Here is a 12,985-nt window from a genome sequence, read left to right as displayed (position 1 = left end):
TATCGTCGGGATATCGCGACTTACGTCGCTCCCACATGATTGTTTTTTCGACCGGTCTTTCGTTCGGGATCACGGTCGCGACTGACGTCGCTCCTACGGGTTTAGCTGACCCAGCCGCCGATGACGAATACGGCCAGCACCGCCATCCAGACCAGCAGGATGCGCCAGACCAGGCTCATGGCGTCGCGCAGTTCGGGCAGTTCGCGCATGGCCTGGACCATGCCTTCCTCCGCGTAATCCTCGGCCTCTTCCGCCAGTTCGCTGCGCACGCTCGCGCGCGCGGCGTGGCCGAGGAATCCGGTCCGCAGTTGCAGGCTGTTGCCGTGCGCCTCGCGCCAGGCCTGGAAGACGGTATCGAAGTTGCCGACCAGGGCCATCGCCAGGGTCATCAGCTGGGCGACCGGCCATTCCAGCACGGACAGCAGCGCGCGCGCGCCCTCGCGGGTGTCGTGCGGCAGCGCGCGCTGGAACTCGCCTTCGGCGGTCAGTGCGACCAGCCGGTACAGCAGCGCGCCGATCGGTCCGAGCAACAGGAACCAGAACAGCACGCCGAACCAGCGCCGCAGCGCGTTGCGGAACACGGCTTCCACCAAGGCCGGGCCATCGGCGGCCACGGTCTCGCCATCCGGCCACAGGCGGGCAATCGCCTCGCGACGCGCGGCCGGCTCGTGCGCATCGATGATCGCTTCCACGTCCACGTCGAGATCGCGCGGACCCCACGCGTAGACCAGCACCAGCACAGAGAACAACAGCCCGACCAGGCCCAACAGCGGCTCGTGCAACACCCACTGGAACAACCCGACCAGCAGCAGCGGCGGCACCAGCGCCAGCGCAATGCCGTAGCGCCCGCGCCAGAAACCGTCTCCGGGGAAGCGTTCGTCGAGCCAGCGCAGCCAGTGTCCGTACCAATGGAACTGACGGACCGACGTGACCAGTGACGGCGCGACGTGCCCGAGTACCAGCGCGACGACCACGGCGACCAGGGTGATGGACATTCGGTTCCTCCTTCCCCCGGATTCTAGCCTGCCGCTTCGTTAATGTCGGGTCTGGGGGCGCGCCCGGCTGCGCCTGGAGCAAATCCCCCTCGGTCCCCCTTTTGCAAAGGGGGAGGAAAAGCGGGGTTTCCCTAGAGTGGGTGACCCTTGTGATAGCCCCCTTGACCAGCCATTCGGCTGTTGAAAGGCGTCTGAAAAAGGGGGCGGACACCCGCGTTAGCGGGTGACGGGGGATTGATCAGCCATTCGGCTGTTGAGAAGCGATTGCGGTTAGAGGATCTACGACAGCCGCTCAGGAGCGCCGACGCGCGAGCATCCCGGCATGCCAGTGATCGATCAGCGAGCGTGCGATGGAAATCCGCGGCGACAGCAGCAGGCCCTCGTCGCCGTCGCCCTCGCGGCGTTCGCGGGCCGCGTCGATTTCATCGAAGGTGAACCAGCGCGCGTCTTCCAGTTCGTCGTCCACCCGTGGCATGTCCGGGTCGGCGTCGGCGGCGAAGCCCAGCATCAGCGCGCCGGGGAACGGCCACGGCTGCGCGCCCAGGTAGCGGCAGCCGCGCACGCGCACGCCGGTTTCCTCCAGCACTTCGCGCGCCACCGTCTGTTCCAGGGTTTCACCGGGTTCGACGAAACCGGCGATCACCGAATAGCGGCGCGCCGGCCAGGACGATTGGCGGCCCAGCAGCAGGCGTTCGCCATCGCTGACCGCGACGATCACCGCCGGGTCCACGCGCGGGTAATGGTCCGCGTCGCATTGCAGGCAACGGCCCTGGTAACCGGCGCGGCGGAACTCCACCTCGCCGCCGCACAGGCCGCAGAAGCGGTTGCGCGAACGCCAGTAGAACATCGCCCGCGCCAGCGCGAACACGCCAGCCTCGAACGCCGGCCAGACCGCCGCCGCGCGGCGCAGGTCCACGCGTTGCGCGGCTTCGAACGGCACGCTGTCCGCCTCGACCGCGAACCACGCGGTCTCGCCGCGCAGGCCAAGGAAGATCGCCGTGCCGGGACCACCGCCGAGCGCTTCGCCGGTAGGCGCCGCCAGTTGTCCGGCCGTATCGGCGAACGCTTCACCCTCGCGGGTCAGCACGATCACGCGCGCGCCCGGCCACAGGCGGAACAGGGTGTCGGGGTCGTCGCGCAGCTTGTCGGCGCGATCCAGCGGCTCGCCCGCGAAGGCGAAACCGGTCAACGCGGAGGCGGTGCTGGAATCGGTGCCCACGGGGTGAGCGGGTGTCACATGCTGAAACTGCTGCCGCAGCCGCAGGTGGTCTTGGCGTTGGGATTGCGGATGACGAACTGCGCGCCCTGCAGGCTCTCGCTGTAGTCCACCTCGGCGCCCATCAGGTATTGCAGGCTCAGCGGATCCACCAGCAGGGTCACGCCGTCGGTGTCCACCGCCAGATCGTCCTCGGCGCGGTTCTCGTCGAACTCGAAACCGTACTGGAAGCCGGAGCAGCCACCGCCCTGGATGTAGACGCGCAGCGCCAGTCCGGCGTTGCCTTCCTCATCGATAAGCTCGCGGACCTTGGCGGCCGCGGCGTGGCTGAAGTTCAGCGGGCGCTCGAGTGACTGGTAGTCCGGCGCCGCCGAGGGCAGGGAAACGAGGTTGTCCATGGCGATCAGGATGGGGGTTGGGGGGACTCACTTCAAGCCGGAAGCGCCGGTGCCCTCGCGGCCGCTGGCGGCGGCCCAGGTGAACGATTGTTCCACCGCAGCGCCGTTCTGCGGCACCAGCCGCGCGGTCACCCGGACCGGCTCGAAATCGGCGGGCAGGACCAGGTCGCCCTCGACCTGCTGGAAATACTTGAACGAATACGGCAGGCCCGGCGCATCGGCCTGCTGGCGCAGGTCCGACCAGGCCAGCCGCTGCAGCTTGCCGGCGCGGGTGCCTTCCACCGACACCAGCAGCCGGCCGGCATTGACCGCGCCGCGGTTGAGGTTCTGGGTCAGGGTGGCGGTGAAGTGCCAGGCCTGGTCGGTCTGCGGCTGCAGCTTGAGTTCGTGCACGGCCAGGCCGCGACGCTGGCCGGTGGCGCCGACGAAGCGCTCGTAGAAGGCCACGTCGGCGCGCAGGCCGGCGATTTCCTCGTCGCGCTCGGCCAGCGCGGTCTGCAGGTCGCGGTTGGCGTCGCGGCTGATCTGGTCCGAGCGCGACAGCGTGGCGACCCGCTGCTCCAGTTGCTCGACCTGTTTTTTCTGGGCCTGGAACTGATGCGCGCTGGGCGCCTGTCCGCCGCCGGCCAGTACCTGCCACAGGCCCCAGCCGCCGAAGGCGACCAGCAGCGCCAGCAAGGCGACGGCCGCGTAGAACCAGAGCCGCCCGCTGGCCGGCGGGGGCGGTGAAGGAAGAGGAGTCTCACTCATGGGCCGAGCATAGCGCGGCCCGCCGGAGGGGGCTCTGAATGCCGGCGAACCGGTTCAGGCGTGGGCGGGGACCAGGTTTTCGGCGGTCTCGCCGGCGCTGGCGAGCGCCGTGGCATGCACCAGCCGGCCAGTGAGCTGGGCGCCGGCGCTCATCTCCACCACCTGGTAGTGGATGTTGCCGTGCACCCGCGCCTTGGACGCCAGTTCCACCCGGTCGTCGGCGTACACGTTGCCGACCAGTTGGCCGTTGATGATCACCACCGGCGCGCGCACCTCGCCTTCGATGCTGCCCTGCTCGGCCAGCGTCAGCACCGCGCGCTCGCCTTCGGCGGCCAGCACCTTGCCCTGGATCCGCCCTTCCACGTACAGGCCGCCGCTGAAGATCAGATCGCCCTGGATGGTGACCTGCGGGCCGATGAGGGTGTCGATGGCCTGGCCATCGCGCTGGGGCTTGTGCTTGAACATGATCATTTTCCTCCGGCTGAGGTCGCGAGTTTCCAATCGAACGCCTGCTCCACCGCGCGCTCGCCGCCGCTGAGTTGCACCTTCACCCGCTGCGGGGTGAAGCCGCCGGGCAGCATCACGCTGCCATCGAGCTGCTGGAAATAGCGGAAGGAGTAGGCCTGCCCGGCCACGCCGGACTGCTGGTGCAGTTCGTCCCAGCCGATCGTCGCCAGTTGCCCGTCGCGCACGCCCTCCACCGCGAAGCGCATCGCGCCTTCGCTGATGGCGCCGCGGTTGAGCGTCTGGGTCAGGGTGATCTGGTATTGCCAGGCGCCGCCCGGCGCGCGGCTGAACTCGGCCAGGTGCACATTGAGGCCGCGGCGCGGGGCGGTGGCCCCGACCAGGCGCTCGTAGAACGCCACGTCCGCACGCAGTCCCGCGATTTCCTCGTCACGCTCGGCCAGCGAGGCTTGCAGTTCCTGGTTGGCGGTGCGGCTGATGCGATCGGAAACGCCCAGGGTGGTTTCGCGCTGGCTCAGTTGCTGCAGTTCGGCCCGCTGCCGGCGGACCTGGTCCCGGGCCTGGTCCAGCGCCTGCTTCGCCTGCCCCAGCCGGGGCGCGGCGGTGTAGCTGGCCAGCCACCAGACCCCGGCCAGCGTCCCCGCCCAGGCCAGTCCCGCCACGGCCAGCCAGAGTCCGCGGCGCGAGGGCCGCTGTTCGACGATCTGGTAGCGCGGGAAGGGGGATCTGGACATGAGCGAATCCCTGGCCGCGCTCAGGCAGCAGCCAGACAGGAGGCCTATACTCGGGACCATCGACAGGGCCGTCGAGTCTACTGGGAACCGCCGGGATGTCCGAAGCACATCTTTTCGTAATTGGGATCCTGTTGGCATGGATGGCCGGGATCCGCGTCTACCTGACCGTGTTCGGCCTCGGCCTGGCCGGCGCGCTGGGCTGGCTGGATCTGCCGCCGGCCCTGCAGGTCACGCAGTCCTGGTGGGTGCTGGGCACCTCGGGCGCGCTGGCGCTGGCCGAATTCTTCGCGGACAAGATTCCCGGGGTGGACTCGGGCTGGGATCTGCTGCAGACCCTGGCGCGGGTGCCGGCGGGCGCCTTCCTGGCCGCCGCCACGCTCTCGCCGGACGGACAGCTCGGCGGTGGCGCGCTCGCCGCCGGCGCCGGCATCGCCCTGACCAGCCACGTGCTGAAGAGCGGTTCGCGCGCGCTGATGAACACCTCGCCCGAGCCGGTCAGCAATTGGGCCGCCTCGGTCACCGAGGACGCGGTGGTGGTGGGCGGCCTGGCGCTGGCCTTTGCCCATCCCTGGATCGCCCTGACCCTGGTGGTCGGCATATCGATCGTGCTGGCGCTGGCGGTGTGGTGGGTCTGGCGTCGCGTCAGCCGTGGCCTGAAACGGCTGCTCGGTACGTCTGATCCTCGAATGCCGACCCCTTGACGCGGAAAACCGGATGCTCCGGAACGCCTGTGCCGGGTCGTGAACTTCATCGCATAATGCGGCACATGCTTGGGGAAGCCTGATGTCTGCCACTGACGCCACATCCCGCCGGCAGGATGAGCCTTCGCGCTCCCGTCTGCGGGCCGAAACCCCGCCGCCGGGCTACTGGCGGCGCTGGACGGCCGACGCGCCCGCGCCGGTGCCGCTGAAAGGAGGTATGTCCGCGATGACCGCATCCTCTCCGCCGCCCGCGACCGGCGACGTGCCGCCGGTGCCGGGCAACGATGCCGGCGGTGCCGTACCGGCGGCTTCCAGCCGTACCGGCGACACCCAGGAAAGCCCCTACCGGGTGCTCATCGTCGAGGATGATCGTGGCCAGGCGCTGTTCGCCCAGAGCGTGCTGCACGGCGCCGGCATGCAGGCCGAAGTACAGATGCAGTCCGACGGCGTGCTCGATGCGATGGAGCGGTTCAAACCGGATCTGGTGCTGATGGATCTGCACATGCCCGGTCGCGACGGCATGAACCTGACGATGCTGATCCGCCAGCAGCCCGAGTACCTGCACCTGCCGATCGTGTTCCTGACCGGGGACCCGGATCCGGAACGCCAGTTCGAAGTGCTGGAAAGCGGCGCCGACGATTTCCTCAACAAGCCGATCCGGCCGCGCCACCTGATCGCGGCGGTTTCCAACCGCATCCAGCGCGCGCGCCAGCGCGTCGCGCCATCGCTTGCGCGCGCCACCATCAACACCGAGACCGGCCTGCCGACGCGCACCTACCTGCTGCAGCAGGTAGGCGCGGCGGTGCAATCGGCCTCCGGCGGCGGCCTGTTCTTCATCGAGGTGGGCAGCGCGCTGAGCCTGCGCGAGCGCTATGGCTACGCGGCGTTCGAGCAGTTGATGAACCAGGCCGGGCGTCGCCTGGCGGAAGTGGCCGCGCCCCACCCGGTCGCGCGGCTGAACGACAACAGCTTCCTGTCGCTGGCCGCCAGCCTGGACGAGTCCGCCCTGGAAACGCAGGCCGCGCGCCTGCGCGACGGGCTGACCCTCAATCCGTTCCCGATCGGCGCGGGCGAGACCCTCAACCTGCGCAGCTCCATCGGCTACACGCCGTTATCGATCGGCTTCGCCGACGCCGGCAGCGCGCTGGAGGCCACCGAACGCGCGGTGCTGCAGGCACGCCTGAAGGGCAACAACCTGGCCGGCTACACCCCGACCCAGGTCATCGAGGATGCGCCGAAGATCTCGCTGGAGGATGGCCGCTTCGAGCTGGCCTACCAGCCGATCGTCGCGGTCGCCGGCAGCGATCAGGCGCAGTACCAGGTGCTGCTGCGCATGCGCCAGCCCGACGGTTCGCTGCTGCCCGCCTCGCAGGTGATCCCGGCGGCCGAATCGGCCGGCGGCATCGCCCAGATCGATCACTGGGTGCTGGAACACGCGTTGTACGTGCTGGCCGAGCGCCAGTCGCAGGGACCGTCGCTGCGCCTGTTCGTCTCGCAGTCACCGCGCACGCTGGCGCGCGAATCGCATGCGCAGTGGCTGCTGGATACCCTGGCCGAACGCGGCATCGAAGGGACCTCGCTGGTCATCGACCTGCGCATGGCCGACGCGCTGATCCACACCGTGACCCTGCGCGATTTCTGCCACCAGCTGATGCCCAGCGGCGTGCAGTTCTGCCTGAGCCAGTTCGAGCCCGGGCGCGAAGCCGACGCCTTGCTGACCCAGTTGCCGCTGGGCTACCTGCGGGTAGCCAGCCGCTATGCCGGCGCCCATACCGATCCGAAGCTGCGCGACGAGCTGCGCGGCATCATCGACCAGGCGCATCGCGCCGGCCTGCAGGTCATCGGCCAGCAGATCGAGGATCCGCAAGCGGCCGCCGCGATGTGGATGGGCGGCGTGGACTTCATCCAGGGCAATCTGGTGCAGGCCGTCGGCAGCGAACTCGGCTTCGATTTCCACAACGCGGTGCTGTAGGCATGCCCGCGCAGCGACCCGCCCCGGTCGCCCCCTGGCTGGCCCTGCTCGCGGGCGTGGCCGCGCTGGTGTTCCTGGTCCTGCCCTACGCGGGCGTCGCCGGCCCGTGGTGGCAGGCGGCGCTGGCCGCCGGCGCGGTCGCCGTGCTGTGCGGCAGTTTCGCCGCCTTCAACGCGCGCACCGCCCATCGCCAGCTGACCGGCGCCGAAGCGCGCGCGGCCATCGCCGAATCCGAACGCAACGCCCTGCGCCGGGATCTGCAGCGGCACGACCAGCTGGAACAGGAACTGCTGCAGGCCAAGCAGGCGGCCGAGTCGGCGGTGCTGGCCAAGGGCGAATTCCTCGCCACGATGAGCCACGAGATCCGCACCCCACTCAACGGCATCGTGCCGATGCTGGACATGCTGGCGCGCGCGCCGCTGGCACCGGATCACCGCGAGATGCTCAACACCGCCAGCGCCTCCTCGCACCAGTTGCTGCGCATCGTCGACGACATCCTCGACTACTCCAAGCTGGAAGCGAACAAGCTCGATCTGGAAATCACCGCGTTCAACCTGCGCGAACTGCTCGACGGCGTGCTGCAGCTGATGCAGCGTCCGGCCGAGAACAAGGGCCTGCGCCTGAGCCTGCAACTGGATCCGACGGTGCGCCTGCCGGTGCGCGGCGATCCGGTGCGGTTGCGGCAGGTTCTGAGCAACCTGATCGGCAATGCCATCAAGTTCACCGAACGCGGCGGCGTCACCCTGGCCGTGCGCCGGCTGGGGGAAACCTCGGCCCAGCACCTGCTGCGTTTCGAAGTCCGCGACACCGGCATCGGCATTCCCGCCGAGGCGCAGGCGCGGTTGTTCCGTTCCTTCACCCAGGCCGACGCCTCCACCACCCGGCTGTATGGCGGGACCGGCCTGGGCCTGGCCATCTGCAAGCGCATCGTCGAACTGATGGGCGGGCGCATCGATCTGGTGTCCGAACCCGGCCGTGGTTCGACCTTCTGGTTCGAGGCGCCGCTGACCAAGGTCATCGGCGACATGAAGATGCGCGATCCGCACGCCTTCGATCAGGGCCGCGTGCTGGTGGTGTCCCCGGACAGCCGCCTGCGCCAGCGGCTTGGCCTGCTGCTCACCAACTGGGGCATGCAGGTCAACGCGGTGGAAACCACCCAGGAAGCACTGGAACGCCTGCGCACCGTCAGCGAAAACCGCGGTGACGATTTCGTCGCCGTGGTCGCCGATGCCGGCGGCATCCGCAGCACCGCCCGCGCCCTGCACCGCACCCTCGCCCGGCGCCCGGCCGGCGCCGCGCCGGTTCGCCTGATCTGGCTGTACGGCGATGAGTCGGTCCCGGAAGAACTGCGCGGCGACAGCACTCTGTTGTCGCGCCAGGCGCCGGATTCGGCGCTGCGCGCGGCCTTGACCGGACATACCGCCACCGACGCGGATCCGGCGCTGCCGCCGGTGGTGATCGGTGACATTTTCGAAGCGGTGGATACCGCGACGGACACGCCGCCCGCCCCGGTGTTCGATACGGTGGCAACCTCCGCGGACGCGGCGAACCAGGATCCGGGCACCGATGCCGGCACGGACACGGACGCGGCCGGAAAAACCGCGGCGCCACCCGCCGAAGCGCGCCTGCTGCTGGTCGAGGACAACCCGGTCAACCTGCTGGTGGCGCAGAAACTGCTGGCCGCGCTGGGTTTCCGCAGCGAGTCGGAAGCCAACGGCGAACTGGCGCTGCAGCGGATGATGATCGAGCCCTTCGATCTGGTGTTCATGGATTGCCAGATGCCGGTGCTGGACGGCTACAGCGCCACCCGCCGCTGGCGCACGCACGAGAACGAACTGGGCGCGCAGCGCCGGCTGCCGATCGTGGCGATGACCGCCAACGCGATGGCCGGCGATCGCCAGCGCTGCCTGGATGCCGGCATGGACGACTACCTGGCCAAACCGGTCACCCGCGAGCAACTGGAAGCCTGCCTGCAGCGCTGGCTGCCCGGGTATGTCGCGATCGCCGCGCCGCGCGCCACGGAGCCCGCCGCACAGCAGGCACCGCCAAACGACGCCGCCGCGCGCGCGGCGACGCCGACCTTCCCGGTGCTGGACCACAGCATGCTGGAGGAACTGCGCGAGATCGCCGGTGATGAAACCGTGCGCATCATCAGCCTGTTCCTGGAGGATGCGCCGCGCCTGATCGCCGCGCTGGAGAAGGCGGCCGCGACGCCGGATCTGGATGCGATGCGCGATGCCGCGCACACCCTGAAATCATCCAGCGCCAACGTCGGTGCGATGGCGCTGTCGGCGGCGGCCAAACGGGTCGAACTGGGCGCGCGCGCGGCCCGGCTGGATCGCCCCGCGGTGGCGGTGGCGCTGGTCATCGCCGAATACGCGCGTGCGCGCATGGCGCTGCTGGGTTACGCCACACAGCAGCTGGGCAGGACGCCGACGCCGATTGCCGGCTCGGCTCAGTCCTCGAGCATGGTCAACAGGTAATTCGGTTCGCCGATGCGCTCGATCAGCGACAGCTGGGTTTCCAGCCAGTCGACGTGTTCCTCTTCCGAATCCAGGATGTCGGCGAACAACTGTCGGCTGACGTAGTCACCCTGGTCTTCGCAGTACTTGATCGCATCGCGCAGCAGCGGCAGGCCTTCCATCTCCAGCGCCAGATCGCATTCGAGCAATTCGCGCGGATTCTCGCCGATGCGCAGCTTGCCGAGCGCCTGGAAGTTCGGCAGCCCGTCCAGGAACAGGATGCGCTCGGCCAGCTTGTCGGCGTGCTTCATCTCGTCGATGGATTCCTTGTACTCGTGTTCGGCCAGTTCCTTCAGACCCCAGTTCTTCAGCATCTTGGCGTGCAGGAAGTACTGGTTGATCGCGGTCAGCTCGTTGTAGAGCGCCTTGTTGAGGAATTCGATGACCTTGGCGTCGCCCTTCATGGCGTGGCTCCCGTGGGGTGTTGGACCGGGCGCATGCTAGCGCGTCGTTCCGCGCCATGACGGAACGCGAATCGTGCTCATCTCGTGGGGAGGAAGCACGCGCTGCCGGTCGGCAAGGCGTGCAAAGCGCCGCGATCAGGCGGCCTGTGACAGTCCGAGAATCGGAAGCTTGAACTCGCGCTCGGCGCGGGCGTGATGCGCATCCAGCAGGCCGCCGGCCATGTCCAGGCAACTGCCGCAGGTGGCGCCGCAGCCGGTCCGCATGGTCAGTTCGGCCACCGTGCGCACGCCGTTGGCGGCGGCTTCGCGGATCTGGTGGTCGGTGACTCCGTTGCAGATGCAGACGTACACGGCGGCGAGGTCAATGTGCGGGCCGGAGTGGCTCGAGGCACATTTGACCGCGAATGAGAATGATTGTCAATTCTTGGCGTCGCCGGCGCCCTGGCCCTGTTTACGCTTGGGCCGGCTTCGTGGACGCGGCCGGCTGTGGCCTTCCCCCAACCGTTCCGACCGCTGTGGCGGCAGCGCCAGGGTCCCGACCACGCTGCGGGCATAGGACGCCAGATGTCCCAGCGCCCGGGCGTAAACGCCGCGCTTGAACATCACCACGTGCTCGATGGGGTACCAGAAATCCACCCAGCGCCAATGGTCGAACTCGGGGGTGTCGGTGGCGTCCAGGCGCAGGTGCGCCTCGTCTCCGACCAGCCGTAGCAGGAACCAGACCTGCTTCTGGCCGATGCAGACCTGGCGTTCGTGGTGGCGGATGGCGCGGGGCGGCAGCCGATAGCGCAGCCAGCCGGGCGTGGCCCCCAACACTTCCACATGTTCGGGCAACAGGCCGGTTTCTTCGTGCAACTCGCGGTACATGGCCTCGACCGGCGTCTCGTCCGTGTTCATCCCGCCCTGCGGGAACTGCCAGCCGTCCCGGCGCACCCTTCGCGCCCAGAACACCCGGCCATCCGGGCGCATCAACACAATGCCGACGTTGGGTCGGTAGCCGTCCGGATCGATCACGATGCGGACTCCTGAAATCTACTGTCCCCGACTCTGCCACGGCCGGCCCGCGCCGACAAGCCGGCCCGACCGGATTGACAGCCGCCCCCCGAACCGGAAAAATGTGCGGTTCCTGCACGGCTATGTAGCTCAGCCGGTTAGAGCACAGCACTCATAATGCTGGGGTCGGTGGTTCGAGTCCACCCATAGCCACCATGCAGGTTTTAGGAATCAAAGCGTTAGGCAAGGCCGCCCACGAGGCGGTTTTTTTGTGGGCGCTGGCCGGGGAGTTAGGCTGGGGAGGATTCCGGCCTAGGGGTGGCTTATGAAATGCCTTGGGCGGCGTGGCACTTGGACCGCAGCACAGCCATCTTTCCACGCACCAGGTGCACGAACGCCTGCAAAGCATCCAAACGGCGTCGTACACACCACAGCAAGCGCCCGTCAACAGCAACAGGGCAGCCAAAGACTCCGCCAAGCGTATCGTAGCGACGACCCAGCCCAGGGAGCGCGCCTACGAGCTCAGGAACGCATAGGTACGCGATTTGCTGCTCCGGACACTTGACCCTCGACCAAGCCCGGGATATTGCCCGCAAAGTCATCGCGGAGTACATCCAGACCGGGCTGCCCAGCATCGCCAATCCCGTGATGCCCAAGATGACCCTCGCGGTGTTCCCAAGCGACCATTACAGCCCATGGGCTCGCAGCGAACTGAAAGGCGCGGATAAGTACATCAATCGCTTGGAGCGGGTATTCCAGCGCGCGCTGGAAATGCCCATGTCGGACCTCAGCTCCGCTTGGGTAGAACGCTGGTGGATGGAGCGCCTGCAGACCAAGGTCCGACCCGACGGAGAGGGACTCATCACTAAAGCAACCGCATGGCGCGACCTCGCCAGCTTCCAGGCAGTCATTGCAGAAACGGTTAAGCAGGACCTGCCGTGAACCCCACGGTCAGTTGACCAGGAATGCAACTACGGCATATGCGTTGTGCAACGCATGTACACCCATAGAAAGCAATACGCAGCGCTTGATGCCCCTTTCTCCCACCCGGGTAAAGGGGAGCATGAAAACAGCGCCAGGAATCAGGACGACAAGCATTTGATAGGGCTCCCGCATGGCGTGCGCGGCAGCAAATGCAATTACACAGATGACTGCAGCACTCATTGCGCCAAACCTTGCTTTGACCAATGCACTGAATAGCCAGGCAAGCAGCATCGTCTCTAGAGCGGGAGCTGCAATGACACTGGTCAGTATAAATAGAGCCACATCGCCATGTGTTTTCGGAACAGCATCCATCGATGCGGAGAGGCCGAAGTAGCGAAAAAGCAGATAGGCCACCATTGCTGCTGAAAGGAAGCTTGCAAGCGACCCAAACAGCAAAAATTTCATATCCCGTCTATGCAACCAACATGCCCCCGTTAAAGCGTCCGCACCCGCGGGTGCGGACGCCGACTTCCTTACAGCAGGGCGCGACCTCGCCCAGAGGGATCATCGCGAACCGCCGTGTTCTGACGGCCGTAGTGCTCTTTCAGCGCGCCACCCGCAGCCTTGATCCCGTCGTAAATCACGTTGGCTACAATGCTGGTGGTGAGGGCACGAACGCCGCCGTTAACGGCATCGATTTCTTTGCTTGTCAGCTCACACATCGCACTTCTCCATAAGTCACCCAAACATCAGTAATGGCGAATGTTTTCATACGCCACCGTTCAGATCCTTCACCTCAAGAATCTGCGGGTCGAACATATGGCTTGTTTTCGCGCCTAGCACATAAGAAAACTCCTATTTTCATTCTGATAACGCGAACATTGAGTGGTACGCCCCCGCTTTCGTAGACG

The 12,985-nt window shown here is 67.3% G+C and carries 15 protein-coding genes and 1 tRNA gene; 5 read left to right on the top strand and 11 right to left on the bottom strand.

Going from position 1 to position 12,985, the window contains the following annotated elements:
* Window positions 1-101 precede the first annotated feature (101 nt).
* The 6 genes from IQ458_RS18005 to IQ458_RS17980 form a co-directional block, all read right to left on the bottom strand.
* Entirely contained in the window at window positions 102-995 is an 894-nt protein-coding gene (locus tag IQ458_RS18005) for a cobalamin biosynthesis protein (protein ID WP_183640943.1), read from the bottom strand.
* 292 nt (window positions 996-1,287) lie between these two features.
* A complete protein-coding gene (gene nudC, locus IQ458_RS18000) occupies window positions 1,288-2,214 on the bottom strand; it encodes an NAD(+) diphosphatase (RefSeq protein WP_203323681.1) in 927 nt (308 codons plus the stop codon).
* Between the two features lie 14 nt (window positions 2,215-2,228).
* Entirely contained in the window at window positions 2,229-2,609 is a 381-nt protein-coding gene (gene erpA / locus IQ458_RS17995) for an iron-sulfur cluster insertion protein ErpA (RefSeq protein ID WP_141454222.1), read from the bottom strand.
* Window positions 2,610-2,636: 27 nt separating this feature from the next.
* Window positions 2,637-3,359, bottom strand: coding sequence for a DUF6776 family protein (locus IQ458_RS17990; protein ID WP_183640938.1), 723 nt, complete (start codon window positions 3,357-3,359; stop codon window positions 2,637-2,639).
* A 54-nt stretch (window positions 3,360-3,413) separates the two neighbouring features.
* Window positions 3,414-3,824 carry a bactofilin family protein gene (locus IQ458_RS17985; protein ID WP_183640936.1) on the bottom strand — a complete coding sequence of 137 codons (411 nt, stop codon included), beginning with the start codon at window positions 3,822-3,824 and terminating at the stop codon, window positions 3,414-3,416.
* Between the two features lie 2 nt (window positions 3,825-3,826).
* Window positions 3,827-4,558 (bottom strand): DUF6776 family protein, encoded by a 732-nt coding sequence (locus IQ458_RS17980; RefSeq protein ID WP_203323680.1) that lies wholly within the window; start codon window positions 4,556-4,558, stop codon window positions 3,827-3,829.
* 95 nt (window positions 4,559-4,653) lie between these two features.
* Between IQ458_RS17980 and IQ458_RS17975 the strand changes: the two genes are divergently transcribed.
* The 3 genes from IQ458_RS17975 (at window position 4,654) to IQ458_RS17965 (ending at window position 9,714) form a co-directional block, all read left to right on the top strand.
* Complete coding sequence (locus IQ458_RS17975) at window positions 4,654-5,259, top strand: DUF4126 domain-containing protein (protein ID WP_203323679.1); 606 nt, start codon at window positions 4,654-4,656, stop codon at window positions 5,257-5,259.
* Between the two features lie 82 nt (window positions 5,260-5,341).
* Window positions 5,342-7,231 carry an EAL domain-containing protein gene (locus IQ458_RS17970; RefSeq protein ID WP_203323678.1) on the top strand — a complete coding sequence of 630 codons (1,890 nt, stop codon included), beginning with the start codon at window positions 5,342-5,344 and terminating at the stop codon, window positions 7,229-7,231.
* A 2-nt stretch (window positions 7,232-7,233) separates the two neighbouring features.
* Window positions 7,234-9,714 carry an ATP-binding protein gene (locus tag IQ458_RS17965; protein ID WP_203323677.1) on the top strand — a complete coding sequence of 827 codons (2,481 nt, stop codon included), beginning with the start codon at window positions 7,234-7,236 and terminating at the stop codon, window positions 9,712-9,714.
* On the opposite strand, the gene bfr is transcribed toward IQ458_RS17965, so the two are convergent.
* The 3 genes from bfr to IQ458_RS17950 all read right to left on the bottom strand — a co-directional run bounded on the left by bfr (window position 9,687) and on the right by IQ458_RS17950 (window position 11,171).
* Entirely contained in the window at window positions 9,687-10,157 is a 471-nt protein-coding gene (gene bfr, locus IQ458_RS17960; RefSeq protein WP_183640925.1) for a bacterioferritin, read from the bottom strand. The two genes, IQ458_RS17965 and bfr, sit on opposite strands and share 28 nt — an antisense overlap.
* A gap of 135 nt (window positions 10,158-10,292) precedes the next feature.
* Window positions 10,293-10,508 (bottom strand): (2Fe-2S)-binding protein, encoded by a 216-nt coding sequence (locus tag IQ458_RS17955; protein ID WP_141454229.1) that lies wholly within the window; start codon window positions 10,506-10,508, stop codon window positions 10,293-10,295.
* A 66-nt stretch (window positions 10,509-10,574) separates the two neighbouring features.
* Entirely contained in the window at window positions 10,575-11,171 is a 597-nt protein-coding gene (locus IQ458_RS17950; protein ID WP_183640923.1) for an RNA pyrophosphohydrolase, read from the bottom strand.
* Between the two features lie 118 nt (window positions 11,172-11,289).
* Here IQ458_RS17950 and IQ458_RS17945 point away from each other — a divergent pair.
* Both IQ458_RS17945 and IQ458_RS17940 read left to right on the top strand, forming a co-directional pair.
* Window positions 11,290-11,366, top strand: a tRNA-Met gene (locus IQ458_RS17945).
* Between the two features lie 345 nt (window positions 11,367-11,711).
* Window positions 11,712-12,092 (top strand): hypothetical protein, encoded by a 381-nt coding sequence (locus tag IQ458_RS17940; RefSeq protein WP_203323676.1) that lies wholly within the window; start codon window positions 11,712-11,714, stop codon window positions 12,090-12,092.
* A gap of 9 nt (window positions 12,093-12,101) precedes the next feature.
* On the opposite strand, the gene IQ458_RS17935 is transcribed toward IQ458_RS17940, so the two are convergent.
* Together IQ458_RS17935 and IQ458_RS17930 are read right to left on the bottom strand one after the other, a co-directional pair.
* Entirely contained in the window at window positions 12,102-12,539 is a 438-nt protein-coding gene (locus IQ458_RS17935; protein WP_203323675.1) for a CPBP family glutamic-type intramembrane protease, read from the bottom strand.
* A gap of 68 nt (window positions 12,540-12,607) precedes the next feature.
* Entirely contained in the window at window positions 12,608-12,796 is a 189-nt protein-coding gene (locus tag IQ458_RS17930) for a hypothetical protein (protein WP_203323674.1), read from the bottom strand.
* Window positions 12,797-12,985 lie beyond the last annotated feature (189 nt).

The organism is Pseudoxanthomonas beigongshangi (genome assembly GCF_016820515.1).
GTDB lineage: Bacteria > Pseudomonadota > Gammaproteobacteria > Xanthomonadales > Xanthomonadaceae > Pseudoxanthomonas_A > Pseudoxanthomonas_A beigongshangi.
Note: the sequence above shows the minus strand (reverse complement) of the source record. Positions and strands in the feature narration are given on the sequence as shown.